Annotated in this window: 20 protein-coding genes; all 20 read left to right on the forward strand. The window is 72.4% G+C overall.

The window, feature by feature from the left end:
• Positions 1 to 789: 789 nt before the first annotated feature.
• The 20 genes from ACFY0K_RS24845 to rfbC all read left to right on the forward strand — a co-directional run bounded on the left by ACFY0K_RS24845 (position 790) and on the right by rfbC (position 26987).
• Entirely contained in the window at positions 790 to 2268 is a 1479-nt protein-coding gene (locus ACFY0K_RS24845) for a sugar transferase (protein WP_390641698.1), read from the forward strand.
• A gap of 73 nt (positions 2269 to 2341) precedes the next feature.
• Positions 2342 to 3658 (forward strand): nucleotide sugar dehydrogenase, encoded by a 1317-nt coding sequence (locus ACFY0K_RS24850; protein WP_390641699.1) that lies wholly within the window; start codon positions 2342 to 2344, stop codon positions 3656 to 3658.
• Positions 3648 to 4916, forward strand: coding sequence for a glycosyltransferase family 4 protein (locus ACFY0K_RS24855; RefSeq protein ID WP_390641700.1), 1269 nt, complete (start codon positions 3648 to 3650; stop codon positions 4914 to 4916). The genes ACFY0K_RS24850 and ACFY0K_RS24855 overlap by 11 nt, the downstream gene beginning before the upstream one ends.
• The gene (locus tag ACFY0K_RS24860) at positions 4913 to 6283 is read left to right on the forward strand and encodes a Wzz/FepE/Etk N-terminal domain-containing protein (RefSeq protein ID WP_390641701.1); all 1371 of its coding nucleotides are present in this window, start codon (positions 4913 to 4915) and stop codon (positions 6281 to 6283) included. The genes ACFY0K_RS24855 and ACFY0K_RS24860 overlap by 4 nt, the downstream gene beginning before the upstream one ends.
• Positions 6280 to 7833, forward strand: coding sequence for a Wzz/FepE/Etk N-terminal domain-containing protein (locus ACFY0K_RS24865; RefSeq protein ID WP_390641702.1), 1554 nt, complete (start codon positions 6280 to 6282; stop codon positions 7831 to 7833). Before ACFY0K_RS24860 ends, ACFY0K_RS24865 begins: the two co-directional genes overlap by 4 nt.
• Positions 7834 to 7836: 3 nt before the next feature.
• The gene (asnB, locus tag ACFY0K_RS24870; protein WP_390641703.1) at positions 7837 to 9771 is read left to right on the forward strand and encodes an asparagine synthase (glutamine-hydrolyzing); all 1935 of its coding nucleotides are present in this window, start codon (positions 7837 to 7839) and stop codon (positions 9769 to 9771) included.
• A 16-nt stretch (positions 9772 to 9787) separates the two neighbouring features.
• Positions 9788 to 11986, forward strand: a complete 2199-nt coding sequence (locus tag ACFY0K_RS24875) for a bi-domain-containing oxidoreductase (RefSeq protein ID WP_390641704.1) — start codon at positions 9788 to 9790, stop codon at positions 11984 to 11986.
• Positions 11983 to 13932, forward strand: a complete 1950-nt coding sequence (locus ACFY0K_RS24880; RefSeq protein ID WP_390641705.1) for an alginate lyase family protein — start codon at positions 11983 to 11985, stop codon at positions 13930 to 13932. The genes ACFY0K_RS24875 and ACFY0K_RS24880 overlap by 4 nt, the downstream gene beginning before the upstream one ends.
• A gap of 7 nt (positions 13933 to 13939) precedes the next feature.
• Complete coding sequence (locus tag ACFY0K_RS24885; RefSeq protein WP_390641706.1) at positions 13940 to 15496, forward strand: right-handed parallel beta-helix repeat-containing protein; 1557 nt, start codon at positions 13940 to 13942, stop codon at positions 15494 to 15496.
• A gap of 1 nt (position 15497) precedes the next feature.
• On the forward strand, positions 15498 to 16742 hold the full coding sequence (locus ACFY0K_RS24890) for an O-antigen ligase domain-containing protein (protein WP_390641707.1): 1245 nt from the start codon (positions 15498 to 15500) through the stop codon (positions 16740 to 16742).
• Positions 16743 to 16744: 2 nt separating this feature from the next.
• Entirely contained in the window at positions 16745 to 17986 is a 1242-nt protein-coding gene (locus ACFY0K_RS24895; RefSeq protein ID WP_390641708.1) for a glycosyltransferase, read from the forward strand.
• Entirely contained in the window at positions 17983 to 19230 is a 1248-nt protein-coding gene (locus ACFY0K_RS24900) for a methyltransferase domain-containing protein (protein WP_390641709.1), read from the forward strand. The genes ACFY0K_RS24895 and ACFY0K_RS24900 overlap by 4 nt, the downstream gene beginning before the upstream one ends.
• Positions 19227 to 20021 (forward strand): sugar phosphate nucleotidyltransferase, encoded by a 795-nt coding sequence (locus ACFY0K_RS24905; RefSeq protein ID WP_351956036.1) that lies wholly within the window; start codon positions 19227 to 19229, stop codon positions 20019 to 20021. The genes ACFY0K_RS24900 and ACFY0K_RS24905 overlap by 4 nt, the downstream gene beginning before the upstream one ends.
• Complete coding sequence (locus tag ACFY0K_RS24910) at positions 20018 to 20665, forward strand: PIG-L deacetylase family protein (RefSeq protein WP_390641710.1); 648 nt, start codon at positions 20018 to 20020, stop codon at positions 20663 to 20665. Before ACFY0K_RS24905 ends, ACFY0K_RS24910 begins: the two co-directional genes overlap by 4 nt.
• Positions 20666 to 20671: 6 nt before the next feature.
• Positions 20672 to 21697, forward strand: coding sequence for an NAD-dependent epimerase/dehydratase family protein (locus tag ACFY0K_RS24915; RefSeq protein WP_390641711.1), 1026 nt, complete (start codon positions 20672 to 20674; stop codon positions 21695 to 21697).
• 17 nt (positions 21698 to 21714) lie between these two features.
• Positions 21715 to 22968 (forward strand): DUF4910 domain-containing protein, encoded by a 1254-nt coding sequence (locus tag ACFY0K_RS24920; protein WP_390641753.1) that lies wholly within the window; start codon positions 21715 to 21717, stop codon positions 22966 to 22968.
• Positions 22965 to 24263 (forward strand): hypothetical protein, encoded by a 1299-nt coding sequence (locus ACFY0K_RS24925; protein WP_390641712.1) that lies wholly within the window; start codon positions 22965 to 22967, stop codon positions 24261 to 24263. Before ACFY0K_RS24920 ends, ACFY0K_RS24925 begins: the two co-directional genes overlap by 4 nt.
• Positions 24260 to 25210: a glycosyltransferase family 2 protein gene (locus ACFY0K_RS24930; RefSeq protein ID WP_390641713.1), complete on the forward strand. Its 951-nt coding sequence runs from the start codon at positions 24260 to 24262 to the stop codon at positions 25208 to 25210. The genes ACFY0K_RS24925 and ACFY0K_RS24930 overlap by 4 nt, the downstream gene beginning before the upstream one ends.
• Positions 25207 to 26439 carry a polysaccharide pyruvyl transferase family protein gene (locus ACFY0K_RS24935; RefSeq protein ID WP_390641714.1) on the forward strand — a complete coding sequence of 411 codons (1233 nt, stop codon included), beginning with the start codon at positions 25207 to 25209 and terminating at the stop codon, positions 26437 to 26439. The genes ACFY0K_RS24930 and ACFY0K_RS24935 overlap by 4 nt, the downstream gene beginning before the upstream one ends.
• Positions 26436 to 26987, forward strand: coding sequence for a dTDP-4-dehydrorhamnose 3,5-epimerase (gene rfbC / locus ACFY0K_RS24940; protein ID WP_390641715.1), 552 nt, complete (start codon positions 26436 to 26438; stop codon positions 26985 to 26987). The genes ACFY0K_RS24935 and rfbC overlap by 4 nt, the downstream gene beginning before the upstream one ends.
• Positions 26988 to 26993 lie beyond the last annotated feature (6 nt).

Raw genomic sequence — 26993 nt, forward strand, 5'->3', positions numbered from 1 at the left:
CGGGTCCCGGATTCGGGGAGGCTGGGCGCGATGTCCGGTGCGGACCCGATCGGGGCCGTCCTCGGCGTGCGCTCGTGCCGGCAGAGGTGTGAAGATCCCTTGCCGGGGTGCCGTCATCTGCCCGCCCCACCGCCGCAGACCGGTGCTCAACCGACAGGAATCCGCCGAACGGGACGCGAAAGCAGGCCAGTTGGCGGCGCCGGGGCGCTTCGGGTTTTCCGCTGGTACCGATGGCCGGAGAACTCCCGTCTTCGCAGGTCACGCGGAACATCGCCGGTCGCCGAGGTACCCGTGGTCAGTCGCATGTCCGTTGACCCGTCTTCAAATAGCGAGCACAAATTCCACACACCCCTCTCTTCAGACGGGCCCAGATGGTCTAGATTGACCGTGCTTCGCATGCTGGGACACGGGGCGACAAATGATGATCTATGGGTCAGGCGATACGTGCGGCCGGTGGCCGCGTGCGTCCCGCCGGACGCGGCGGTGATCAACTCCTGGGGCCCTGGAGGGACTTCGAGTGCGGGGAGCACTCGCGGTGCCGACGGGTTCCCATGCGCCTCGCAAGCCCGGCAGGGCAGGCGGGTCCGCCGCACGGGCGGGTTGTTCGAGCAGCGCTGAAGTAGCCGGGATGTCAGACGCGGAGGGCGGGGGCCGTCCGTCGGAGGAACAGCGCGGCGCGGGGAGCCGGGGGGCCTCCCGGGGGCGGAAGCGTACGGGAGGCGGGGGCCTCCCGGGGGGAGGAACGGTGTCAGGGCACCATGTCGAACCACTGGGAACCGGGGGGTTTCTGTGCGGCAGGGGGGACTAGTCGGTCCTTTTCCGCCGGCGCACGCGCGTCTGGCGGACGGGGGAACCAACAGGCCGGCGATCGAATGGGAACAGCGGTACCGGCGTACCGTGATCATCAGCGACACCGTCGCCACGGCCATCGTGGTGGCGGGCATCGGAGAGTTCTTCGGGGGCCGCGACGCGGCCAACTGGCATGAGAAGTGGGGGATTCTCGCGTTCGGCACCGAACTGCTGGTGCTGTCCGCGCTCGTGGTCGGCCGCTCGTGGGCGCCGGCCGTGCTCGGCCAGGGCGCCGAGGAATTCCGCCGGCTCGGACGCTCGCTGTTCGCGGCGACCGTCGTCCTGGCGCTCGGCGGGATCGCCCTCACCTCACGCAACATCAAACTCTGGATCTTCGTGGCGATCCCCGCGATCGGGCTCGTCACCATGACCGCGCGGTACCTGCTCCGCCTCGATCTGCACAGACGGCGCAAGGACGGCCGGTGCCTGAGACCGGTGCTCGCCGCCGGGAGCCCGGCCACCGTGGGCGACCTGATCACCCGGACCCGCAAGTTCCCGCACATCGGCTGGCGGGTGGAGGCGGTGTGCACGACGGACGGCCGCGGGCTCGACGGTGACGAACTGGACGGTGTCCCGGTGGTCGGCGGACTGACGGACGTCGCCAAGCACGTCCGCCACGACGGCTACCGCGTCGTCGCGGTCACCCCGGACCCGCACTGGACGCCGGACCGGTTGCAGCGACTGGCCTGGAACCTCGAGGGCAGCGACGCCGAAATGGTCGTGGCCCCCGTGCTGATGGAGGTGGCAGGACCGCGGCTGCACGTCGACGCGGTGCTCGGGATCCCGCTGCTGCGGGTCAGCCTGCCGACCTTCACCGGGGGCCGCCGGGCCATCAAGGAAGTCGTCGACCGGGTGGGCGCGACGGTCCTGCTGGTGCTCTTCGCGCCGCTGATGGCGCTCGTCGCACTGCTCGTGCTGGCCGACAGCCGGGGCGGGGCCTTCTACCGCCAGCGCCGGGTCGGCAAGGACGGCCGCGAGTTCACGATCCTCAAGTTCCGCACCATGGTCGTCGGCGCGCACCGGGCCCGCGCCGAACTCGCCGACCGCGACGAGGGCGCGGGACTGCTGTTCAAGGTCCGCCGGGACCCGCGGGTGACCCGGGTCGGAGCCGTGCTGCGCCGGTACTCGATCGACGAACTCCCGCAGCTCTTCAACGTGCTCACCGGAGCGATGTCGCTCGTCGGCCCGCGACCCCCGCTGCCGGAGGAGTGCGCCGCGTACGACCCGGACATCCGGCGGCGGCTGCTGGTCAAGCCCGGGCTCACCGGCCTGTGGCAGATCAGCGGACGCAGCGACCTGCCGTGGGAGGAGGCGGTCCGCCTCGACCTGCGGTACGTGGAGGACTGGTCGCTCGCCCTCGACACGGTGATCTTGTGGAAGACGATGCGTGCCGTGCTCCACGGGCAGGGGGCCTACTGATGTGCGGGGGATCGCGTCCGGGCGACGTGCGGACCGCAGGCCACCAGGGCCTGCGTGGGGGGAGGGACGAGTCATGAGAGTCAGCGTTTTCGGGCTCGGCTACGTGGGCTGCGTATCAGCCGCGTGCCTGGCCAGCATGGGCCACGAGGTCATCGGGGTGGACGTCAACCAGGTGAAGGTCGACCTGGTCAACGACGGCAAGGCGCCGGTGGTGGAGGAACGTATCGGCGAACTCCTCGCCGAGGTCGTGCGGACCGGGGCCCTGCGTGCCACGGGCGACGTCCGCGAGGCGATCATGAACAGCGAGGTGTCGCTGGTCTGCGTGGGCACCCCGTCGGAGCCCAACGGCAGCCTGTGCACCACCTATCTGGAGCGGGTCACCGAGCAGATCGGCGCCGCACTCGCCGAGCGCGGCGGGCGGCAGACCGTCGTCTTCCGCAGCACCATGCTCCCGGGCACCTGCCTGAACCTGCTGGTGCCGATCCTGGAGAAGAACACCGGCGGCACCGCCGGGGTGGACTTCGGGGTCGCGGTCAACCCGGAGTTCCTGCGCGAGGGCACGAGCGTGCGGGACTTCTTCGACCCGCCCAAGACCGTCATCGGCGAACTCGACCCGGCCAGCGGCGACGCGGTCCTCGAGCTGTACGAGGGCCTGCCCGGCGAGGTGTTCCGGGTGCCGGTGCCGACGGCCGAGGCGATCAAGTACGCGGACAACGCGTTCCACGGCCTCAAGATCGGCTTCGCCAACGAGCTGGGCGCGGTCTGCCAGGCGCTCGGGGTGGACTCGCACCAGGTGATGGACGTGTTCCTGGCCGACCGCAAGCTGAACATCAGCCCCGCCTACCTGCGCCCCGGCTTCGCCTTCGGCGGCTCCTGCCTGCCCAAGGACCTGCGCAGCCTGGTCCACGCGGCCCGGCGGGCCGATGTCTCGGTGCCCATCCTCGCCCACGTGCTGACCTCCAACTCCGACCACCTGCAGCGCGCGGTGGACCTGGTGGAGCGCACCGGGAAACGCCGGGTGGGGATGTTCGGACTGTCCTTCAAACCCGGCACCGACGACCTGCGCGAAAGCCCGCTCGTCGAGCTGGCGGAGCGGCTCTTCGGCAAGGGCTACGACATCAAGATCTATGACGCCAACGTGAGCCTCTCCCGGCTGATCGGCGCGAACCGCGAGTACATCGAGACCCGGCTGCCGCACCTCGCGCAGCTGCTCGCGGACTCCGTCGAGGAGGTGCTCGACCACGCCGAGGTGTGTCTGGTCGGCACCAGGGAGCCCGCCGTGACGGCTGCGCTGCCGCACGGCGAAGGCCCCGTGATCGTCGACCTCGTCCGCCTTCCCGACGCCGAGACGCGCCGGACCGAACCGGGGTACATGGGCCTTGCCTGGTAAAGCGACAGGCGGCGCCGGCTCCGGCCGGCGCGCGCTGATCCTCGTGGAGAACCTGTCGGTGCCGTTCGACCGGCGGGTGTGGCAGGAGTGCACGACGCTGCGCGACGCGGGCTGGACGGTGCACGTCATCTGTCCGCAGGGCAGCAAGCGCGACACCGAGCCGGAGGCCGTGATCGACGGCGTGCGGATCCACCGCTACCCGCTGCGCGCCGCCACCGGAGGACCGTCCGGCTACCTGAAGGAGTACGGGTCGGCGCTCTGGCACACGGCCCGGCTGGCCCGCAGGGTCGGCCCGGTCGACGTCGTCCACGCCTGCAACCCCCCCGACCTGCTGTTCCTGCCCGCGCTGTGGCTCAAGCGGCGCGGCGCACGGTTCGTCTTCGACCAGCACGACCTGGTACCCGAGCTGTACCTCTCCCGGTTCGGCCGCGGCAAGGACCTGCTCTACCGCGCCGTCTGCGCACTGGAACGGCGGACCTACAAGGCCGCGGACATCGTCCTCGCCACCAACGAGAGCTACCGCGACGTCGCGATACGCCGCGGCGGCCGGCGCCCCGAGGACGTCTTCGTGGTGCGCAGCGCACCCGCCGTCGAGCGGTTCCAGCCGGTGCCGCCCGAGCCGGAGCTGAAGCGCGGCAGGCCTCATCTGCTCTGCTACCTCGGCGTCATGGGCCCCCAGGACGGCGTGGACTACGCCCTGCGGGCCCTCGCGAAGCTCCGCGACGACCTCGGCCGGACCGACTGGCACGCGGTGTTCGTCGGCTCCGGCGACGCCTTCGACGCGATGGTGGAGCTGTCCCGGCGGCTCGGGCTCGACGACCAGGTGCAGTTCACCGGACGCATCCCGGACGCCGACCTGGTGCGTTACCTCTCCACCGCGGACGTCTGCCTCTCGCCCGACCCGTGCAACCCGCTCAACGACGTGTCGACCATGAACAAGGTCCTGGAGTACATGGCGATGGGCCGGCCGATCGTCTCGTTCGACCTGAAGGAAGCCCGCGTCTCCGCCGGGGAGGCCGCCGTCTACGCGGCCGCCGACGACGAGAGCGAGTTCGCCGCGCTCGTCGCGAAGCTCCTCGACGACCCGGACCAGCGGGCCCGGATGGGCAGGATCGGCCAGGAGCGGGTCAGCGGGCCGCTCTCCTGGCGCAACTCGCAAGCGTCGCTGCTTGCTGCCTACACCGCCGCCTGCCGTGACCACACCCCGGTGCCGGCGGCCGATCAGGTTCGAACAAGAAAGAAGAGGCAGCGCAGTTGAGCGAGGAATCGATACGTCTGGTCACCATCGGGCGGATATTCCGCCGGCGCTGGCGGTTTCTCGCCGTCATCGCCGTCATGGGCGCGCTCGTCGGCTACGGCGCCTCGGTGGTGTTCCCGCCGCGGTACACGACGTCGGCGTCGGTCCTCCTGCCGGGACAGTGGGAAGAGCGCGAGCTGCTCACCCAGGTGGACATCGCGACCAGTTCGACAGTGGTCGACCGCGCGGCCGCGGTACTGAACTGGCGGGACGTCAGCGCCGCCGAACTTCGGGGCCGGGTGACCGCTTCGGCCGCCGACGGGAACATCATCAAGATCTCCGGCACGGCCGACACTCCCCAGCGTGCGCAGCAGCTCTCCGACCAGGTGGCCGCGCAGTTCGTCAAGTTCGCCGCGCGGGTCGCGGGCGGCGGCACCGACTCCGCGGCGGCCACCGAGGCCGCGGCGCTGCGCAAGCAGGTCGAGGAGACCAACCGCCGTATCACCGAACTGGCCGACGCGTCCGATCCGGGGCAGACCGTCGAGGGTGTGCAGGCCCGGACCGAGCTGGAGAAGCTGAGCACCTCGCTGGAGGAGGCCATGACCAAGCTGGACGAGGCCGACCCGGCGTCCAACAAGGCCGGCATGGTCGTCATGGGCCCGGCGGCCCGGCCGACCGGCGAGGCGCCCCCGACGCGCGTGCAGTTCATCGGCGCCGGAGCGCTGCTGTTCTTCCTGTTCGCGGTCGTCGGCCACCTCGCCGCCGCCCGGACGAACCGCCGGCTGCGCACCGAACCGGAGCTCTCCGCGGCGCTGGGCGCGGCGCTCCTCGGCACGGTGGAGGTGCCCGAGTCGGGCCGCGGCGCGCACCGGCCGGAGGACGGCGCCCGGCGCGGCTGGATCCGCCGCCTCCTCGGGACCGACACCCGGTGGGAACTGCCGACCCCGCCGAGGTCCGACGACGAGGCCGCCCGACGGATCCGCTACCGCCGGGTCTGCACCCGCCTCCGGGACCAACTGCCCTCCCCCCGGCGGCTGCTGGTGGTCGTACCGGACGGCGACGGTCTCGCCCGCCGCGCCGCCGCGCAACTCGCCGCCGAGGCCAAGAGCGATCCGCAGCTGCGGATCGTGGAGGTCTCCGTGGACCGGCCGATCGTGCCGGACCGCGACACCGAGTCCGGCGCGCTGGTCGTCCTCAGCGCCGGCAGCTGGACCGCGGAGGAACTCGCGGGCATCGCCGAGGCATGCGCGGACGGCCGGCACGAGGTCCTCGGCATCGTCGTCGCCGACCCCGTCCGCGCCCGTGAGACACGGCCCGCCGGCCTGCCTCCGGACGACGCCACCCTCGCCCTCGCGGTTCGCGGCCAGGCCACAGGAGGTTCAGCGTGACGACGAGCACGACCGCGGAGTCGTCGGCCGCCACTCCGCTTCTCGACCTGCAGGCCCTGGTGGTGGCGGTGCGCAGGCGCCGCCGCCTCTGGTACGCCACGGCGTTCCTCGGCCTGGTGGCGGGCTCCGGGCTGGCGGTCGCCCTGCCACCGGCGCCGACCGCGGTGACCGAGGTCCTGGTCGCGCACGAAGCGGACCAGCCGAACGACACCGGAACACTGATCCGCACCGACGTCCAGCTGCTGCAGACCACGCAGATCGCCGGCAAGGCCCTGCGGTCCCTCAAGTCCACCGCGAAACCGGAGGACTTCCTGAAGGACTACCGGGGCACCGGCCTGACCAACAACCTGCTGCAGATCACCGTGACCGGCGACACCGACGCCCAGGCGGTGGCCCGCGCCAAGGCACTGGCCGACGCGTTCGTCGCGGACCACGTGCAGCGGATGCAGCGGACCGCGCAGGCCGAGTCCCAGGCCCTGATCGACCAGCGCGACCGCATGCGGGACGAACTCGCCCAGGTCAACAAGGAGATCGGGAACCAGTCGGCGGGCAGCGACCCGAAGGCGTCGGCGACCCTCGAGTCGCTCTTCGCCCGCCGCGCCGAACTCAACTCGCGCATCTCCGACTTCGACCAGCGCGCCGCCGACGCGCGGACCGGCGCGCCCCAGGTCGTCGCCGGCACGCAGATCGTGGACACCCCGCGCGCGCTGCACCAGTCCCTGCCCAAGGCCGTCGCCACCGACGGCGCGATCGGCCTCGTCCTGGGGCTCTTCCTCGGGCTCGCGGGGGCCGCGGTCGGCACGGTGGTGGCGGACCGCCCCGTGCTGCGCCGGGACATCGCGGCGAACCTGGGCGCCTCGGTCGTCGCGGAGCTGCCCCGCCGGCCGGGCAGGCCGTGGCAGCGCCGCCGGACCCGGCTGGCCCGCGAACGGCTCACCGCCTCCCTGGCCCGCACCCTGCGCGGCTCCACGGAACCGGTGTCACTGCTGGAACTGGGCTGTGCGCGCGCCACGGGCGTGATCGCCCTGGACCTCGCCAGGAACCTGGCGGCGGAGGGGCCGGTGACCGTCGTCGACGCCCTGCCCCGCGAGCAGCTGGCCGGCCGCCGCCAGAAGCCGGGCGACCCGCCCGTGGTCGGCGCCGAGCAGGCCGCGACCGTGTCTCCCCAGGAGCGCACCATCGGCGTCGGCTCGGTCGCGCCGGGCACGGCGTGGACCGACCTGCAGTACCTCGGCACCCAGACCGTGCTCGTGGTGCGGGCCGGGCACGGCAGCGCCGCCTGGCTGCACACCGTGGCCAGGCAGCTCGCCGACCAGCGCATCCCGGTGATCGGCGTGGTGCTGATCGACCCCGATCCGCGGGACCGGACCGACGGCACCCTGTGGGACGGGCTGCAGACCGCGCTGCGCGGCCGGAGCGAGCGCCCGGCCCAGCAGTCGGGTGGGGGTACCTCCCACGCCGTTCAGGCAGTGGGGGACGGCCGGCGGCGGGCGGATCGGCAGCCGGTGTGGGCCGTCCGCGGCCCGGACAACGACCAGGAGGCGCGGTAGCACATGTGCGGCATCGCAGGTACCTACCGCTGGCCGGACGGAAAGATCGTGACCGACCGGCTCACCGACACCCTCGCCCACCGCGGTCCGGACGGCTCGGGCCGCTACAGCCACCCCGTGGGCGACGGCGAGGTGCACCTCGGGCACCGCAGGCTGGCCATCATCGACCTGTCCGACACCGGCGCCCAGCCGATGGCCTCGGACGGCCTCGTCCTGACGTACAACGGCGAGCTGTACAACGCGCCGGAACTCCGCGCCGAGCTGGAATCCGGCGGAGTGCGCTTCCGCGGCACCTCCGACACCGAGGTGCTCCTGGAGGCGTGGCGGCGCTGGGGCACGGACTGCCTGCCCCGGCTGCGCGGCATGTTCGCCTTCGGGATCTTCGACGAGCGCACCGGCGACCTGGTGCTCGCCCGCGACCAGCTCGGCATCAAGCCGCTGTTCCTGCTCCGGCGCGGCGGCGGCCTGGTGTTCGCCTCCGAGCTCAAGGCGCTCTCCGTCGCCACCGGCAGGACGTTGCAGGTGGACGACGCGGCGCTGGTGGCCTCGCTGCTGTACTACTGGGTGCCGGACTCGCGGTGCGCGTTCCGCGAGGCCGAGAAGCTGGAGCCGGGGAGCTGGCTGCGGTGCCGGGCCGACGGGCGGGTGGAGCGCGGCCGGTTCTGGAACCTGAAGGACGTCGCCGCCGAGGGCCGGGCGCGGGCCCTGGCCGGCGAACAGCCGGACCTGGCCGCGATCGTCGAGGAGTCGACCCGGCGCCACCTGCTCTCCGACGTGCCCGTGGCGACCTTCCTCTCCGGCGGCCTCGACTCCAGTTACCTGACCGCGCTGGCGGCCCGCCACCAGCCGGGGATCTCCGCGTACACGATCGGGTTCCGCGCCGAGGACGCCAGGTTCGAGGCGATGCCGGACGACCTGCGCTACGCCCGGCAGGTCGCCGAGAGGTTCGGCGTCGACCTGCACGAGATCGAGATCGCGCCGGACGTCCTCGACCTGCTGCCCCGGATGACCTACCACCTGGACGAGCCGATCGGCGACCCCGCCGCGATCAACACCTACCTGATCTGCATGGCCGCACGCGAGGCCGGGGTGAAGGTGATGCTCTCCGGGATGGGCGCGGACGAACTGTTCGCCGGCTACCGCAAGCACCTGGCCAACCTGATCGCGCTGCGCTACCAGCGGGTCCCGCGGCCCCTGCGGCGCGGGGTGTCCGCGGCCGTGGACCGGCTGCCGGTCGCGACGAGCCGCCGCGGGTACCGGTCGGTGCGCTTCGCTAAGCGGTTCCTCTCCTTCGCCGACCTGCCGGAGGAGACCGCCTTCCGGCGCAGCTACACCATGTACGACCGGGACGAGCTGCTCGCCCTGCTCGATCCCGACCTGGCCGGGACGGTCGAGGACGTGCTGACCGAGCACGCGGACGTCTACGCGGACAACGACCTCGACGACTTCGTCAACCGCATGTGCCTCACCGACGCCCGGATGTTCCTGCCGGGCCTGAACCTCACGTACACCGACCGCTCCAGCATGGCCGCCTCCACCGAGGTGCGCGTGCCGTACGTGGACGTCGAGGTGGTCAGGGCCGCGTTCGCCGTGCCCGGCGACCGCAAGATCGTCGGACGGCAGGGCAAGGCCGTCCTGAAGGAGGCGGCCACCTCGGTGCTGCCCCGGGAGATCGTGTACCGGCCCAAGGGCCTGTTCAGCGCCCCGCTGCGGGCCTGGATGAGCCGGGACCTGGCACCCCTGGTGCGCGAGGTGGTCGACGACGGCGAACTCGTCCGCTCCGGGTTCCTGCGCCGCGAGGCACTGCAGCAGCTCGTCGCCGAGGACGCCGCCGGGCAGCGGGACAACTCGAAACATCTGTGGCACGTACTGACCCTCGAGTACTGGTATCGCGACGCGACCTCCGGGTCCGGCCAGCGCACTCGGCTGACGGCTTAGGAATCAGGGGACTTCGGTGAAACAGGTCGTACAGAACTACAAGAGCGGCGAGCTGGCGGTGCTCGACGTTCCGGTCCCGGGGTGCAAGCCGGGCGGGGTGCTGGTCCGCAGCGCCTACTCGCTGATCTCCACCGGCACCGAGCTCATGAAGGTGTCCGAGGCCGGCATGTCGATGCTGGGCAAGGCCCGCTCCCGCCCCGACCAGGTGGCCAAGGTCATGCAGAGCGTGGCCACCAACGGGCTGCCGGCCACCTACCGCAAGGTGATGGGCAAGCTGGACTCCTACACGCCGCTCGGCTACTCGCTGTGCGGGGTGGTCGAGCAGGTCGGCGCCGGTATCGACGACGTGAAGGCCGGCGACCTGGTGGCCTGCGCCGGCAACGAGCACGCGCTGCACGCCGAGTTGAACTGGGTGCCGAAGAACCTCTACACCCCGGTGCCGGACGGCCTCGCACCGCGCCACGCCGCCTTCGGCACCGTCGGGTCGATCGCGATGCAGGGCGTCCGCCAGGGTGAGCCGCAGCTCGGCGAGGTGGCCCTGGTCATCGGCCTCGGCCTGATCGGGCAGCTGGTGGTCCAGCTCCTCGGCGCCTCCGGGGTCCGCGTCGTCGGTGCCGACCCCGACCCGGCGCGCTGCGAACTCGCCGAGCGGCTGGGCGCGGTGGCCTGCGGCGACCCCGCGTCCGCGGCCCTGGAGGCCGCCGTCGCCGAACTCACCGACGGGCACGGCGTGGACCAGGTGTACCTGGCTGCGGGCGGCGGCAGCAACCAGCCCGTCGAGCTGGCCGCCCGGCTCTGCCGGGACCGCGGCCGAGTCGTCGACATCGGCAAGTGCCGCCTGGACCTGCCGTGGAACGCGTACTACGAGAAGGAGCTCGACGTCCGGTTCTCGCGGTCGTACGGCCCCGGGCGCTACGACCCGGAGTACGAACTGGAGGGGCGCGACTACCCGATCGGCTACGTGCGCTGGACCGAGCGCCGCAACCTCGCGTGCTTCCTCGACCTCGTCGCCCGCGGCAGGGTCGACGTGGAGCCGCTGGTCTCCCACATCGCCGACTTCGAGGACGCGGTCGAGACGTACCGGCGCCTGAAGGACGGCGAGTTGAAGGCCGTGGCCGTGCTGTTCCGCTACCCCGAACAGACGGAGGAGGCGCGGGTGGGGGAGACGGCCCAGGCGCCGTCGGTGGCCGTGCCCGCGGTGCGCCGCAGCGGGACCGCACCCGCCCCGGCCCGGTCCGCCGGCTCACCGGTGCGCCTCGCGTTCGTCGGCGCGGGGAACTACGCGACGTCGATGCTGCTGCCGCACCTGGCCCGGCGCGAGGGCGTCGAGCTGTCGACGGTCGTCACCACGACGGCGCTCTCCGCGGCCAACGCGCAGCGCAAGTTCGGCTTCGCCGAGGCGACCACCGACCTCGACGCGGTGCTCGGCGACAAGTCGGTCGACGCGGTGTTCGTGGTCACCCGGCACAGCTCGCACGCCGAGCTGACCCGCAAGGCGCTGCTGGCCGGCAAGACGGTCTTCGTGGAGAAGCCGCTGGCCCTCACCGAGGACGAACTGGCAGGCGTCCTCGCGGCGGTGGAGGAGTCCGGCAACGACCGCCTCCAGGTGGGCTTCAACCGCCGGTTCGCACCGCTGCTGACGGAGGCCAAGGAGCGGTTCGGCGTCCGGACCGGCCCGGCGAGTCTGCGCTACCTGGTCAACGCGGGCCAGTTGCAGCACGGCAGTTGGTATCTCCGCCAGGGCACCGAGGGCTCCCGGTTCGAGGGCGAGGGCGGCCACTTCGTCGACACGGCGAGCTGGCTGCTCGACGCCGACCCGGTCTCGGTGTACGCGGTCGCCCCGTCCGGCAACGAGGACCTGCAGGTCGTACTCCGCTACCCGGACGGGTCCACCGCCACCATCAGCTACGTCACCACCGGCGCGCCGGGCTTCCCCAAGGAGACCCTGGACCTCCTCGCCGACGGCAAGGTGCTCAGGCTCGACGACTTCGTCCGCGCCTCGGTGTACGGCCGCAGCCGCTGGCTGAGTTCGCGGCTGCCCAAGGCCCGGGACAAGGGCCAGAACGCCGAACTGGCCGCGTTCGTCAAGGCCGTTCGGACCGGCGGCCCGATGCCGGTGCCGCTGGAGTCGCTGGTCGCCACGACGGCGGCCACCCTCGCGGTGCGCAGCGCCCTGGCCTCCGGCGCGCCCGTGGAGTTGGAGCGGGCCCGATGAGCATGAGCGCGGGCTGGTACCTGCGACGGCTGTCCCGGATGGGGCCGGGGGAGGTCACGGGCCGGGTGGGCGACACGGTGCGCAGACGGCGGTGGCGGTCCGTCCGGCCGGACTGCCCGGCCGTGACCGGCGCCCGGTTCACCGCGGTCCTGCCCGCCGGGGCGCTCGCGGCGGTGTCACCGGACGCCGCCAAGCGCCTCGTCGCCGAGGCCGACCGGCTGATGTCAGGGCACGCCGAGTTCTTCGGGGTGGTCCGCGACGACCTCACCGACCCCGACTGGTGGTACGACCCGAAGACCGGGCGCCGGGCTCCCCGGGGCTACGCCTTCGACGTGCCGTACCGCGACGAGGACGCGGTCGGGGACATCAAGCAGATCTGGGAGCCGTCGCGGCACCAGTACCTCACCGTGCTCGCCGCGGCCTACGCGGTCACCGGGAACGAGCGGTACGCCGAGCGCGTGGCCGAGCACCTGCGGTCCTGGTGGACGGCCAACCCCCCGTTGCACGGCGTGCACTGGGTCAGCGGCATCGAGCTGGGCATCCGGCTGCTGTCCTGGGTGTGGATCCGCCGGCTGCTCGACGACTGGCCGGGCGCGGCCGGGCTGTTCGAGGACAACCCGGTGGCGCTGAACCAGATCTGGCACCACCAGCGCTGGCTGGCCGCCTTCCCCAGCCGGGGGTCCTCGGCGAACAACCACGTCGTCGCCGAGGCCGCCGGGCAGTTCGCCGCGGCCTGCGCGTTCGGCTGGTTCCCCGCCTCGGCGCGCTGGCGGGCCGACGCGCTGCGGTCGCTGGAGCGGCACCTGCGGAGCAACACCTTCGTCTCCGGCCTCAACCGCGAGCTGGCCACCGAGTACCACGGACTCGTGCTGGAGCTCGGCCTGGCCGCGGTGGCCGAGGCGGACGCCGCGGGCGTGCCGGTCCCCGCGTCGGTCCGGCTGGTGCTGCTGCGGATGACCGACGCCCTCGCGGCCGTCGTGGACAACCGGCTGCGGCCGCCGCGCCAGGGCGACGCGGACGACGGTCACGGCCTGGTCGTGGACGGCGCGGGCACCGACCGCTGGGCCTCGCTCCTCGCCACCGGCGACGCCGTGTTCGGCCGGCTCGGCTGGTGGCCGGAGGTGACCGGCACCGACGTCCGCACCCCGCTGCTGGCCGCGCTCGTCAAGCCCACCGCACCGTCCGTGACCCGACCGGCGGACCGGCCCGCGCACTTCGCCGACGCGGGCATGACGATCCTGCGCGGGCCCGGAGGGATCTGGTGCCGATGCGACGGCGGTCCGCACGGCTTCCTGTCCATCGCCGCGCACGCCCACGCGGACGCACTGTCCGTGGAGGTCCGGCACGACGGCGTCGACGTGCTCGCCGACCCGGGGACGTACTGCTACCACGGACAGCCCGCCTGGCGGCAGTACTTCCGCTCGACCCTCGGCCACAACACGCTGCAGCTGGACGGCGTCGACCAGTCCGTCTCCGGCGGCCCTTTCCTGTGGACCCGGCAGGCCCGCACCCGCGTCCTGGCCGTGGACACCTCTGGCGAGGGGGCGGCCGACTGGTGTGCCGAGCACGACGGGTACCAGGGCTCCGTGCACCGCCGCCGGGTGGAGCTGACGGCCGCGCGCCAGGAGCTGAAGCTGGTCGACGAGGTGCGCGGCCCGCGCCGGACCGTGCGGCTGGCGTTCCACCTCGGCCCGGAGATCGCCGCGGACCTGGTCGGGGACCGGGCGGTGCTCACCTGGATCCGGGACGGCGAGGGGCGTTCCGCGGTGCTCGACCTGCCCGGGGAGCTGACCTGGCGGGCGCACCGCGGCGAGACCGGCCCGCCGCTGGGCTGGTACTCCGCGGGCTTCGGGCGCAAGGAACCCACGACGACGCTGATCGGCACCGGCACCAGCCCCGCCGACGGCGCGGGCGGGTTCACCACCGTGCTCAGGTTCGGCGGCTAGGGGGCACGTGGTGATCAAGAGGCGGCACTGGGCGCCGGCGGTGGCAGCGCCGACGCTGGCCCTGCTGCTGGCGGCGACCGGCTGCCACAGCACGTCGGGCGCCGGGGCGGCGGAGCCGACCGCCGCGCCGTCCACGGCCACGACCACGGCCACGTCCGCGGCCCGCGCCGTGGCCCGGGTGTGCGCCAACCCCGCGGCCGGGCCGGCGAAGGCGCCGGCGGGCGCGGTCACGGTCGATCCCGCGGTCGTCGGGGACCTGGCGGCGAAGACCAAGAACAGCCCGCCGCACACCACGTTCTGGCTCCGGCCGGGCAGGCACCGGCTCGACCCGGACCGCTATGCCCAGGTGATCCCCAAGACCGGGGACCGCTACGTCGGTGCGCCGGGCGCGGTGCTCGACGGCGGGAAGAAGAACCAGTACGCGTTCGCGGGCACCGCCCGCGACGTCACCATCCGCTTCCTGACCGTGCAGCACTTCGTCGCGCCGCAGAACGAGGGCGTGGTCAACCACGACTCGGCCGACGGGTGGGTGATCGAGCACGCGACGATCCAGGACAACTCCGGGGCGGGGCTGATGGCCGGTGCCCACCAGCAGGTCCGCGCCAGCTGCCTGCGCGACAACGGGCAGTACGGCATGAACGCCTACAAGGGCGGCGGCGGGATCCGCGACCTGGTGGTCGAGGACAACGAGATCGTGGGCAACAACACCGACGACTGGGAACGGCGCCAGCAGGGCTGCGGCTGCACCGGAGGCATCAAGTTCTGGGCCGTCGACGGCGCGGACGTCCGCGGCAACTGGGTGCACGGCAACCACGGAGCCGGGCTGTGGGCCGACACCGACAACAACGACTTCCTCATCGAGGACAACGTGCTCGACGCGAACGACGGTGCCGCGCTGATCTACGAGACCAGCTACAACGCGGTCATCCGGAACAACACGATCCGGCGGAACAACTGGGTCGAGGGCCGCAGGTACGCCGACCGCGGGGACACCTTCCCCTACGCGGCCCTCTACCTGTCCGAGTCCGGCGGCGAACCACGGATCCGGGCCCGCACCGCCAAGATCGACATCTACCGGAACGTGCTGGAGAACAACTGGTCCGGGATCACCCTGTGGGAGAACGCCGACCGGTTCTGCAACAGTCCGGCCAACACCTCGTCCGGTGACTGCACGCTGCTGGTGAAGAACACCCACCGCTGCGCGCAGCCGGCCATCGACAAGGCACCCCTGTACGCGGACTGCCGCTGGAAGACCCAGCGGGTGGACATCCACGGCAACCGCTTCGTGCTCGACAAGTCCGTGGTCCAGTGCACCGAGATGTGCGACCGCATGGCGGTGCTGTCCAACTACGGAACCTATCCGGACTGGTCCCCCTACAAGGGCGAGAAGGTGGCCGAGGCGATCACCCTCCAGCAGGACAACCACTGGCACGACAACGTCTACCTCGGACCGTGGCAGTTCGTCGCCCACGACCCGAGCCGGGTGCTCGACTTCGACGAGTGGCAGGGCACGGACTACCGGCAGGACGCGGGCAGCACCCTGCACGCAGGGGCCGGTGACTGAGATGGACACACGGACGGACACACAGACCGCCGCGGAACCGGCCGCGGTCGGCACTCCGCGGATCGTCGGGGTCGTCTGGGGACTGCTGGTCCTCAACACGCTCGGCTCCGCCGGGGCCAAGACCATCGTCCCGCTGCCCCGCTCCCTCATCCAGATGGTCACCATGGGCGCCCTGGTCGCCGCGTTCGCGCTGGCGCTCGCGGTCAACCTCCGGCTGCGCATCCGGCCCAGCGCCTACCTGCTCCTGCTCAGCCTGCTGCTGGTGACGAGCGTGCTCTCCAGCGCCCACCTGGAGTCGGGGTTCGGCGCGCTGTTCCGGTGCTTCCGGCTGGCCCTCTTCGTCGGCACCCTGTGGCTGCTCAGCCGCTGGTGGGACGGCAGCCTGACGTTCGTCCGGTACCACATCCGGGCGTACTTCGCGGTGCTCGGCTCGGTCGCCGCCGGCCTCGCCGTCTCACCCGGCGCGGCCCTGCCCGACCTCTACGGCGGCCGCCTGGTCGGCGCGCTGTGGCCGCTCACCCCGCCGCAGATCGGGCAGTACGCGGCGGTGATCATCGGACTCACCGTACTGCTCCTGATGGGGCGCCGGACCGACCGGACGAGCGCGGCGGTGGTCATCGTGCCGTCCTTCGTGCTGCTCGCGCTGACCCACACCCGCACGGCCACGCTCGGCCTGTTCCTCGGGCTGGCCCTGGGGATCGGCTCGCTCATGCTGACCAGCGCGGCCGCCCGCCGGTTCTTCAGCTGGGCGGTGCTGGTCGGCGCGGTGGCCGCGGTCGGGTTCGCCGGCGCCCTGCAGACGTGGTTCCTGCGCGGGCAGACCAAGGAGAACTTCTCCAGCCTCACCGGCCGGGCCAAGGTCTGGGACGCCCTCCTCGCCGCACCCCGGACGACCTCGGAGCAGCTCCTCGGCGTGGGCCTGGGCGACAAGTCGTTCGGCGGGCTGCCGATCGACAACAGCTGGCTGGCGGTCTACAACGAGCAGGGCCTGATCGGCGTCACTCTGGTTGCGATCATCATCGTCGTCCTTGGCGGGGTCGCGCTGCTGCGGCCGCCGTCGCTGCAGCGGGCCTGCGCGATCTTCCTGATCAGCTACTGCGCCATCGCCTCGTACACCGAGGCCGGTCTCGGCGACGCCTCGCCGTACCTGCTGCACCTGGCCCTGGCCGCCTCGCTGCTGGCGGCGCCCGCCGCTACGGCACCGCGCTCGACGCCCGAACTCGCCGACCGGCCGGAGGTGATCTGAGCATGCACGTCCTCGTGGTGCACAACCGCTACGGCTCCGCACAGCCGAGCGGGGAGAACAAGGTCGTCGACCAGGAGGTGGAGCTGCTGCGCGCGGCCGGCCACCGGGTCGGGGTGTTCGAGCGGCGCAGCGACGACATCGCCGCCCGGTCCCTCCTCGGCAAGGTCGCGGTGCCGCTCCTGGTGCCGTGGAACCCGGCGGTCCGCTCGGAACTCGCCGCCCGGCTGCGCACCGACCGGCCGGACGTGGTGCACGTCCACAACGTCTTCCCGCTCCTGTCGCCCGCGGTCCTCGCCGCGTGCGCCGACGCCGGGGTGCCCGTCGTCGCCACGCTGCACAACTACACCCAGGTCTGTCCGCCCGGCACACTCCAGCGGGACGGCCGGCCGTGCACCGAGTGCGTCGGCACCGCACCGCTGCCCGCCGTCCGGCACGGCTGCTACCGCGACTCCCGCCTCGCGACGGTGCCGCTGGCGGTCAGCTTGTCGGTCAACCGGCGCCGGTGGTGGACCGGTGTGGAGCGGTTCCTCTGCATCTCCGCGGCCCAGCGCGACGTCCTGGTGCGGTCCGGCATGCCGGCCGAGCGCCTGACGGTGAAGCACAACTTCGTGCCCGACCCCGGCAGTTGCCGCGAGGGCGAGGGAGAGCACCTGCTCTACCTCGGCCGGCTCGCGGAGGCCAAGGGCGTACGGCTGCTCATGGCCGCGTGGGACGAGATCGCGGCCGGCGGCGGGGTGGGCGTACCGCTCGTGATCGCCGGTACGGGGCCGTTGGAGCGGGAGGTGACCGCCTGGGCGGCGGCCCGGGACGACGTCCGCTACGCCGGTCTCCTGGACACGGCGGAGTGCCGGAAGGCCATCGCGCGGTCGGTCGCCGTGGTGGCTCCCTCGACGTGGCTGGAGGCGTTCGGCCTGGTGGTCGTGGAGGCGATGGCGGCCGGGGTGCCGACCGTCGCCGCCGGCCACGGCGCCTTCGTCGAACTCGTCGAGGACGGGGTGACCGGGCTGCTGCACCGGCCCGGTGACGCGGGCTCGCTCGCGTCCCGCATACGCCGGATCGCGGCCGACCCGGACCGCAACCGGGAACTCGGCCGGGCGGCCCGGCGCCGCTACGAGCAGGGATTCAGCCCGGCCGTCGGCCTGGAGCGCCTGCTGGAGGAGTACCGCACCGCGATCGCGGGGCGGTCGGCACAGGCTCGCGGCGGGGAGTCCCGCGCGAGCAGGGGGGATGGGGACAGCACATGACACGATGCCGACTCTGCGGCTCGGAAGCGATGGCGAGCGTCGTCGACCTGGGGGCGACGCCGCCGTGCGAGAGCTTCCTCGCCGCGGACCAACTGGACGATCCGGAGCCCGCGTACCCGCTGCATCTGCGGGTCTGCACCGACTGCTGGCTCGCGCAGATCCCGCCGCTGATCACGCCGGAGGAGACGTTCAAGGAGTACGCCTACTTCTCCTCGTACTCGACGTCGTGGGTGGAGCACGCGCGCACCTTCGTCGACGGCGCCGCGGAGCGGCTGGCGCTCGGCCCCGACGCCTTCGTGGTCGAGGTGGCGAGCAACGACGGGTACCTGCTGCGGCACGTGGTGGACCGGGGGATCCGCTGCCTCGGCATCGAGCCGTCGGTGAACGTCGGCGCCGCGGCACGGGAGTCGGGGGTGCCCACGCTCACGGAGTTCCTCTCCCCGGAGACCGGCGCCGCCGTCCGCGCCGAACACGGCCCGGCGGACCTGGTCGTCGCCAACAACGTGTACGCGCACATCCCCGACGTGGTCGGGTTCACCCAGGGGCTGCGCGCCCTGGTCGCCGACGACGGCTGGGTCTCCATCGAGGTGCAGCACCTGCTGACCCTGATCGAGGAGAACCAGTACGACACGATCTACCACGAGCACTTCCAGTACTACACGGTGGCTTCGGCGATCCGGGCCCTTGCGAGCGGCGGACTCACGCTCGTGGACGTCGAGTTGCTGCCCACGCACGGCGGTTCCATCCGGCTGTGGGCCCGGCCCGCCGAGGCGGCCGGCGAGCCCACGCGACGGGTGGCCGACGTCCTGGAGCGGGAGAAGGCCGCCGGGCTCCAGGAGCCGTCCGGGTACGCCGAGTTCTCCGCCCGGGTGGCCAAGGTGCGCCGGGACCTGCTGCGGTTCCTCGTCGACGCGGCCGAGCGCGGTGAGACGGTCGTCGGCTACGGCGCCCCGGGCAAGGGCAACACCCTGCTCAACCACTGCGGCATCCGGCCCGACCTGCTCGCCTACACGGTCGACCGCAACCCGTACAAGCACGGCAGGTTCACCCCGGGCACCCGCATCCCGATCCTGGCGCCCGAGCGGATCGCCGCCGACAAGCCGGACTACGTCCTCGTCCTCCCGTGGAACCTGCGGGCCGAACTCGTCGAGCAGCTGGCCTTCGTCCACGGGTGGGGCGGCCGGCTCGTCTTCCCCATCCCGGAACTGAGCATCGTCGAGGCCGCGAAAGAGGTCACAGCATGAAGGTCGTCCTGTTCTGCGGCGGTTACGGGATGCGGATGCGCAACGGCACCTCCGACGACGTGCCCAAACCGATGGCGATGGTCGGCCCGAGACCGTTGATCTGGCACGTCATGCGCTACTACGCGTACTTCGGGCACAAGGAGTTCATCCTGTGCCTCGGGTACGGGGCCCACCACATCAAGGACTTCTTCCTCAACTACGAGGAGACCACGTCCAACGACTTCGTCCTGCGCGGCGGGAGGACCGAGCTGCTCTCCACCGACATCGCCGACTGGACGATCACGTTCGCGCAGACCGGCATCGAGTCCCCGATCGGGGAGCGGCTGCGCCGGGTACGGCACCACCTGGACGGCGACGAGATGTTCCTCGCCAACTACGCCGACGTGCTCACCGACGCCCCGCTGCCGGAGATGATCGACAAGTTCGCCGCGCGCGACGCCGGGGCGTCGATGATGGTGGTGCCGCCGCAGTCGTCGTTCCACTGCGTCGAGCTCGGCGAGGACGGCCTGGTGGGCGGCATCACCGCGGTGAGCGAACTGCCGCTGTGGGAGAACGGCGGCTACTTCGTGCTCCGCCAGGAGATCTTCGACCACATCCCGGAGAACGGCGACCTGGTCGCCGACGGCTGCTCCCAACTGGCCAAGCAGGGACGGCTGGTGGCGCACCAGCACCGCGGCTTCTGGAAGCCGACCGACACCGTGAAGGAACGGGCCGCGCTCGACGAGGCCTACACCCGGGGCGACCGCCCGTGGGCCGTGTGGGAGCGCGACACCGCCGGAGCCAGGGCGTGATCCGGCTCGGGGCCGGCCCCCTGGACCGGATCGTCGCGGTAGGCGCGCACTGCGACGACATCGCCATCGGCGCCGGCGGCACCCTGCTGACGCTGTGCCGGGCGCGGCCCGGCATCCGGGTCGACGCGCTGGTCCTGACCGGCGGCGGCAGCGAGCGCGAGCAGGAGGAGCAGGCCGCGCTCGCCGCCTTCTGCCCGGACGCCGACCTGCGGCTGACCGTGCACAAGCTGCCGGACGGCCGGTTCCCCGCCCACTGGGAGGAGGCCAAGTCCGCGGTCGAGGAACTGCGCGGGCAGACCGACCCGGACCTGGTGCTCGCGCCGCGCACCGACGACGCCCACCAGGACCACCGCGGCCTGGCCAGGCTGATGACGACCGCGTTCCGGGACCACCTCGTGCTCGGCTACGAGATCGTCAAGTGGGACGGCGACCTCGGCCGGCCGGCCGCCTACCAGCCGCTGGCGCCCAAGACCGCCGAAGACAAGGTGCGGCTGCTGCAGGAGCACTACCCCTCGCAGCGGCACCGGCCCTGGTACGACCGGGAGGCCTTCCTCGGCCTCGCCCGGATCCGCGGCATCGAATGCCACGCGCGCTACGCCGAGGCGTTCGCCGTCACCAAACTCACGCTCAACCTGGGGGGTTGAACAACCTTGCGCGTACTACTGACCGGGCACCAGGGCTATCTGGGCACCGTGATGGCCCCGGTCCTCAAGGCCGCCGGGCACGACGTCGTCGGCCTCGACTCCGGCCTGTTCGCCGACTGCGTGCTCGGCCCGCGGCCCGACGACCCGCCGGGGCAGCGGGTGGACCTGCGCGACGTCACCGCCGAGCACGTGACCGGCGTGGACGCCGTCATCCACCTGGCCGCGCTCTCCAACGACCCGCTCGGCTCGCTGGCGCCGGAACTCACCTACGACATCAACCACCACGCGTCCGTGCACCTGGCCCGGCTGGCCCGCGACGCCGGGGTACGGCGCTTCCTGTACGCGTCCACGTGCTCGGTCTACGGCGCCGCCGGCGGCGACGACCTGGTGACCGAGGACGCGCCGCTGCGCCCGGTGACGCCGTACGCCGAGTCGAAGGTGCGGGTGGAGGACGACCTGCACGCGCTGGCCGACGACGACTTCACCCCGGTGTTCATGCGCAACGCCACCGCCTTCGGCTTCTCGCCCCGGCTGCGTGCCGACATCGTGCTCAACAACCTGGTCGGGCATGCCCTGTTGTCCGGCGAGGTCCTCGTGCTCTCCGACGGCACCCCCTGGCGCCCCCTGGTGCACGCCGCCGACATCGCGCGGGCCTTCACCGCCGCGCTGACCGCGCCCCGCGAGGCGGTGCACGACCGGGCGTTCAACATCGGCAGCGAGGTCAACAACGTCACGGTCGCCGAGATCGCCGGACAGGTCGCCGAGGCGGTGACCGGCTCCAAGGTGGTGATCACCGGGGAGACCGGTGCCGACCCGCGGTCCTACCGGGTGGACTTCTCCCGGTTCCGCACCGCGATACCCGGCTTCGACTGCGAGTGGACCGTGAAGCAGGGCGCGCTCGAACTCGCGGACGCCTACCGGAAGTTCGACCTCACCCGGGAGGACTTCGAGCAGCGCTACACCCGGCTCGCCGTGCTGCGCGCGGCCTCCGACGCCGGCACCGTCGACGACACCCTCAGGCGGCGCCGGTGACCGACGTGAGCAAGGAGATGTACGCGCTGGTGGAGCGGATGTACCCGCTCTGCCGGAGCATCACCGGCGACGGTGTGCGCGCCACCCTGGACATCGTCGGGGAGTACATCCCGCTGCAGGTGCACGAGGTGCCGACCGGCACGCAGGTGCTCGACTGGACGGTGCCGCAGGAGTGGAACATCCGGGACGCCTACATCGCCGACGGCGCCGGCCGGCGGGTCGTCGACTTCGCCGCGTCCAGCCTGCACGTGCTCGGCTACAGCGTGCCGGTGTCGGCGACCATGCCCCTCGCCGAGCTGCGCCCGCACCTGCACACGCTGCCCGAGCACCCGTCGTGGGTGCCGTACCGCACCAGCTACTACAAGCCGGACTGGGGGTTCTGCCTGGCCCAGGAGACCCTGGACGCCATGCCCGACGGCGACTACGAGGTCCGCATCGACTCCACGATCGCCGACGGCCACCTCACCTATGCCGAGTACGTGGTCCCCGGCCAGGTCCCCGACGAGGTCATCGTCTCCTGCCACGTCTGCCACCCGTCGCTGGCCAACGACAACCTGGCCGGCATCGCGGTGGCGACGTACCTGGCCCGCGCCCTCGCCGAGCAACCGACCTATTACACCTACCGGTTCCTGTTCGCCCCCGGCACCATCGGCGCGATCACCTGGCTGGCCCGCAACGCGGAACGGGTGGACCGGGTCAAGCACGGCCTGGTGCTGGCCTGCGCCGGGGACCCGGGCCAACTCACGTACAAGCAGAGCAGGCGGGGCGACGCGGAGATCGACCGGGTGCTGCAGCACGTGCTGACCGCGTCCGAACGCCCGCACCGCGTCACCGAGTTCACCCCGTACGGCTACGACGAGCGGCAGTTCTGCTCGCCCGGGTTCAATCTGGGCGTGGGTTCGCTCACCCGGACCCCGTACGCCGGCTACCCCGAGTACCACACCTCCGCGGACAACCTGGACTTCGTCTCCCCGGCGGCGATGGCGGACACCCTCGCCGTCTGCCGCGAGGCGTTCGCCGTCCTCGACCGCAACCGGCGGTACGTGAACCTCAGTCCCTACGGCGAGCCGCAGCTGGGCCGGCGCGGCCTGTACGACGCGCTCGGCGGCCGCAGCGACACCAAGCAGGCCCAGATGGCCATGCTCTGGGTGCTCAGCCTCTCCGACGGCGAGCACAGCCTGCTGGACGTCGCCGAGCGGTCCGGGCTGCCGTTCGACACCGTGGCCGCCGCGGCCGACGCCCTGCGCGGCGCCGACCTGGTCAAGGAATGACGCCCATGACCGTCCAGGGGGAGAAGACGGCAGCACCGGCCGGGTCCGCCAGACGGGCCCTGGTCGGCAGGCTGTCCTGGGGCCTTGCCGACCAGGCGGCCTCCAGCATCAGCAACTTCGCGGTGGGCCTCTACGTGGCCCGCTCGCTCGGGGTGACCGCGTTCGGCGTGTTCAGCCTGGCCTGGGTGACCTACGGCGTGGTGCTCAACGTCTCCCGGGGCCTCGCCACCGACCCGCTCACGGTGCGCTTCAGCGGCGTGCCGGAGGCGGCCTGGCGCGGGGCGGTGGCCCGGTCGACGGGCACCGCGCTCGGCGTCGGCTCGGCCCTCGGCGTGGTGTGCCTGGCGGCCGGGCTCGGACTCGGCGGCCGGGTGGGGCCCGCGTTCGCCGCCCTCGGTGTCCTGCTGCCGGGGCTGCTGCTCCAGGACGCCTGGCGGTTCGCGTTCTTCGCCGCCGGCAACGGGCGGAAGGCGTTCGTCAACGACGTCGTGTGGGGCGTCGCGCTCGTCCCCGCCATGGTGGTCGCGGCCCACGTGGACACCGTGGCCGCCTTCGTGCTCGCCTGGGGCGCGTCCGCCACGGTGGCCGCCGGATACGGCTACCTCCAGTCCGGCATCCGGCCCCGCATGGCCGAGGCCCGCGGCTGGCTGCGCGAACAGCGCGACCTCGGCTACCGGTACCTGGTCGAGAACGTCAGCCTCAGCGGCGCCAGCCAGGTGCGGGCGTACGGGCTCGGCGTGATCGTCGGGGTCGGCGCGGTGGGCGCGGTGCGCGGCGCGGAACTCCTGATGGGGCCGTTCCTCGCGGTGCTGATGGGGCTCTCGCTGGTCACCGTCCCGGAGGCGGCCCGGGTGCTGCGGCGGGCCCCGCATCAACTGGGCAGGTTCTGCCTGCTCCTGGGCGGGGGACAGGCCGCCGGAGCACTGCTCTGGGGCTCGGCGCTGCTGCTGATGCCGGGCCGGCTCGGCGACCTCGCGCTCGGCGACGTCTGGCACTCCTCCTCGCACCTCATCGTGCAGATCACCCTCAGCGTCGCGGGAGCCGGCCTCGGCACCGGCGCGGCGGCCGGACTGCGCGCCCTCGGCGCGGCCCGGCGCAGCCTGCGCTGCCAGCTGTTCGCCTCCGCCTGCTACGTCGGCGGCGGGCTCGGCGGCGCGGCCGTCGCCGGCACGGCCGGCTCGGCCTGGGGCGTCGCCGCCGCGACCCTCAGCGGCTCGGCTGTCTGGTGGCTGCAACTGCGGTCCGCGCTGCGCGAGCGCCACCGCAATCCCATCCCCGAAGTGAGGACCGCATGACCGACCGACCCAGGCTGAGCATCGGCCTGCCCGTGTACAACGGCGAGGAGTACCTGGCCGAGTCGTTCGACGCCCTGCTCGGCCAGACCTACGAGGACTTCGAACTGGTCGTCTCCGACAACGCCTCCACCGACGGGACCGAGGACGTCTGCCGCAAGTACGCCGCGCAGGACTCCCGCATCCGCTACCACCGGCTGCCCCGGAACATCGGCGCCACCCCGAACCACAACCACGTGTTCGCCGAGTCCCGCGGCGAACTGTTCAAGTGGGCCTCGCACGACGACCTCTACGGCCGCGACCTGCTGCGGCGCTGCGTGGAGGCGCTGGACGAACGTCCTGACGTGATCCTCGCCCACACCGACCAGGCCGTCATCGACGGCGACGGCCAGGTGACCGTCCCCTACGAGTACACCCTCTCCACCGGCTCGCCGCACGCCCCGGAGCGCTTCCGCAGCCTGCTGTTCGAGCCGGGCGGCGACGACTTCTACGGGGTGATGCGCGCCGACGTGCTGCGCCGGGTGAAGCCGATGGACAGCTACCACCACGCCGACCGCACGTTCGTCGCCGAGATCACCCTGCACGGGCGCTTCCACCAGGTGCCGGAACTGCTCTACTTCCGCCGCGACCACCCCACCCGCGCCGAGCGGGCGAACCCGTCCAAGCGCTCCCGGTGCGTCAACCTGGACCCGCGCCGGGCAGGCCTGCTGCACCCGACGCCCCGGCTGCTCGCCGAGTACGTCTGGGGCTTCGCCTCGGCCATCCGGCGGGCGCCGCTGTCCGCGGCCGACCGGCGGGAGTGCTACCGCCACCTGGCCGCCTGGATGACCAGCCGGGTCCGGCCGAACGCCGGCGAGCGGGTCGAGGACCGCGCCCCGGTCGACCCGGCCCTGCTCACGGTCTCCGTCGACGACCTCGTCGCCGGCCGTGAGGGGAGGAGGCAGGCATGACGTCCGCGGACGCAACTCCGGTGCGCGTCGGGGTGTTCGGCCTGCTCGGCTCCGGCAACCTCGGCAACGACGGCTCGCTCGAAGCCGTCCTCGGGTACCTGCGCGCCGAGCACCCGGACGCCGTCGTGGACGCGCTGTGCGGCGGGCCCGAGGCCGTGACCGCCCGGTTCGGCATCCCCGCCACGCGCATGCACTGGAACCGCGCGGAGTACCGGACCGCGTCCCGTGCGGGCGCGATCGCCTCGAAGGGACTCGGCAAACTCGTCGACGTCTTCCGCACCGCGGCCTGGGTGCGCCGGCACGACGTGGTGATCGTGCCGGGCATGGGCGTCCTGGAGGCCACCCTGCCGCTGCGGCCCTGGGGCTTCCCGTACTCCCTGTTCCTGCTCTGCGCGAGCGGCCGGCTGGCCGGCACCCGGGTGGCGCTGGTCAGCGTCGGCGCCGCCGAGATCCGCAACCGGCCCACCCGGGCCCTGGTGCGCTGGTCGGCGCGGCTGGCCGCTTACCGGTCCTACCGGGACGCCCAGTCCCGAGACGCCATGCGGGCGATGGGCGTGGACACCAGCCGCGACGAGGTCTACCCCGACCTCGCGTTCTCCCTCCCGACACCACGGGCGAGCGCGCCCACCGGCACACCGGGTCCCGTCTGCCTCGGCGTCATGGACTTCCACGGCGGCAACGACGACCGCGCCCGAGCCGAGGAGATCTACCGGCGCTACCTCGACGGGACGATCAGGTTCGTCCGCACTCTGGTCGACGAGGGCAGGCCCGTGCGGCTGCTCACCGGCGACCAGTGCGATCTGGCGGTGGTCGCCGCCGTCCTCGACGCGGTCGGCTCACCGCTGGTCACCGCGGCCGAACCGGCCTCCCTGGCCGACCTGATGAACGAGATGGCGGCCGCCGACACCGTGGTGGCCGTCCGCTACCACAACCTGATCTGCGCGCTGAAGACCGGAACGCCCGTGCTCGCCCTCTGCTACGCGGCGAAGAGCGACGCGCTCATGGACCGGATGGGTCTGGGCGCGTACTGTCACCCGGCCCGTGAGGTCGACGCCGACCGGCTCCTCGAACAGTTCCGGGACCTGGAGAAGCACGCGGCGGAGCTACGGCAGACCCTCGCCGAGCGGAACCGGGTCGCCGCAGAGCAACTCACCCAGCAGTTCACCGCCTTGACCACGACCCTGTTCCCGGCGAACCACCACGCCCACGCCCCACGGAAGGCTTCATGAAAGCGACAGAAGTCCCGGAGATCGACGGCGCGTTCCTCTTCGAGCCCACCCCGTACACCGACGAACGCGGCTTCTTCTGCCGCACCTTCGACGCCGAGGTGGTCCGCTCGGTGGGCCTGGACCCGGACGCCTTCGTCCAGGACAGCGTGTCCCGCTCCGTCCGCGGCGTGCTGCGCGGCCTGCACCTGCGCTCCGGCGCCGGCGAGGCCAAGCTGGTGCGGTGCTCGTACGGGCAGATCTTCGACGTCGTCGTGGACCTGCGGCCGGACTCGCCGACCTACCTGAACCGGGCCTTCTTCGAACTGTCCGGCGAGACGCAGAAGACCGTGTACATCCCGGCGGGATGCGCGCACGGCTTCCAGGCTCTTACCGAAATCACAGATACCTCTTACCGTATTGACCGTCAGCACGATCCGTCCGAGGACGTGACGATCGCCTTCGACGACCCGGAACTCGCCATTCCCTGGCCGCTCCCGGTCACGTCGATGTCCCGGCGGGACCGGGAGGCGCCGAGCCTCGCCGAGGTCCTGAAGCACCAAGGAAGATGAGGTCGG

This window comes from Streptomyces sp. NPDC001507 (assembly GCF_042894765.1).
Classification (GTDB): Bacteria; Actinomycetota; Actinomycetes; order Streptomycetales; family Streptomycetaceae; genus Streptomyces.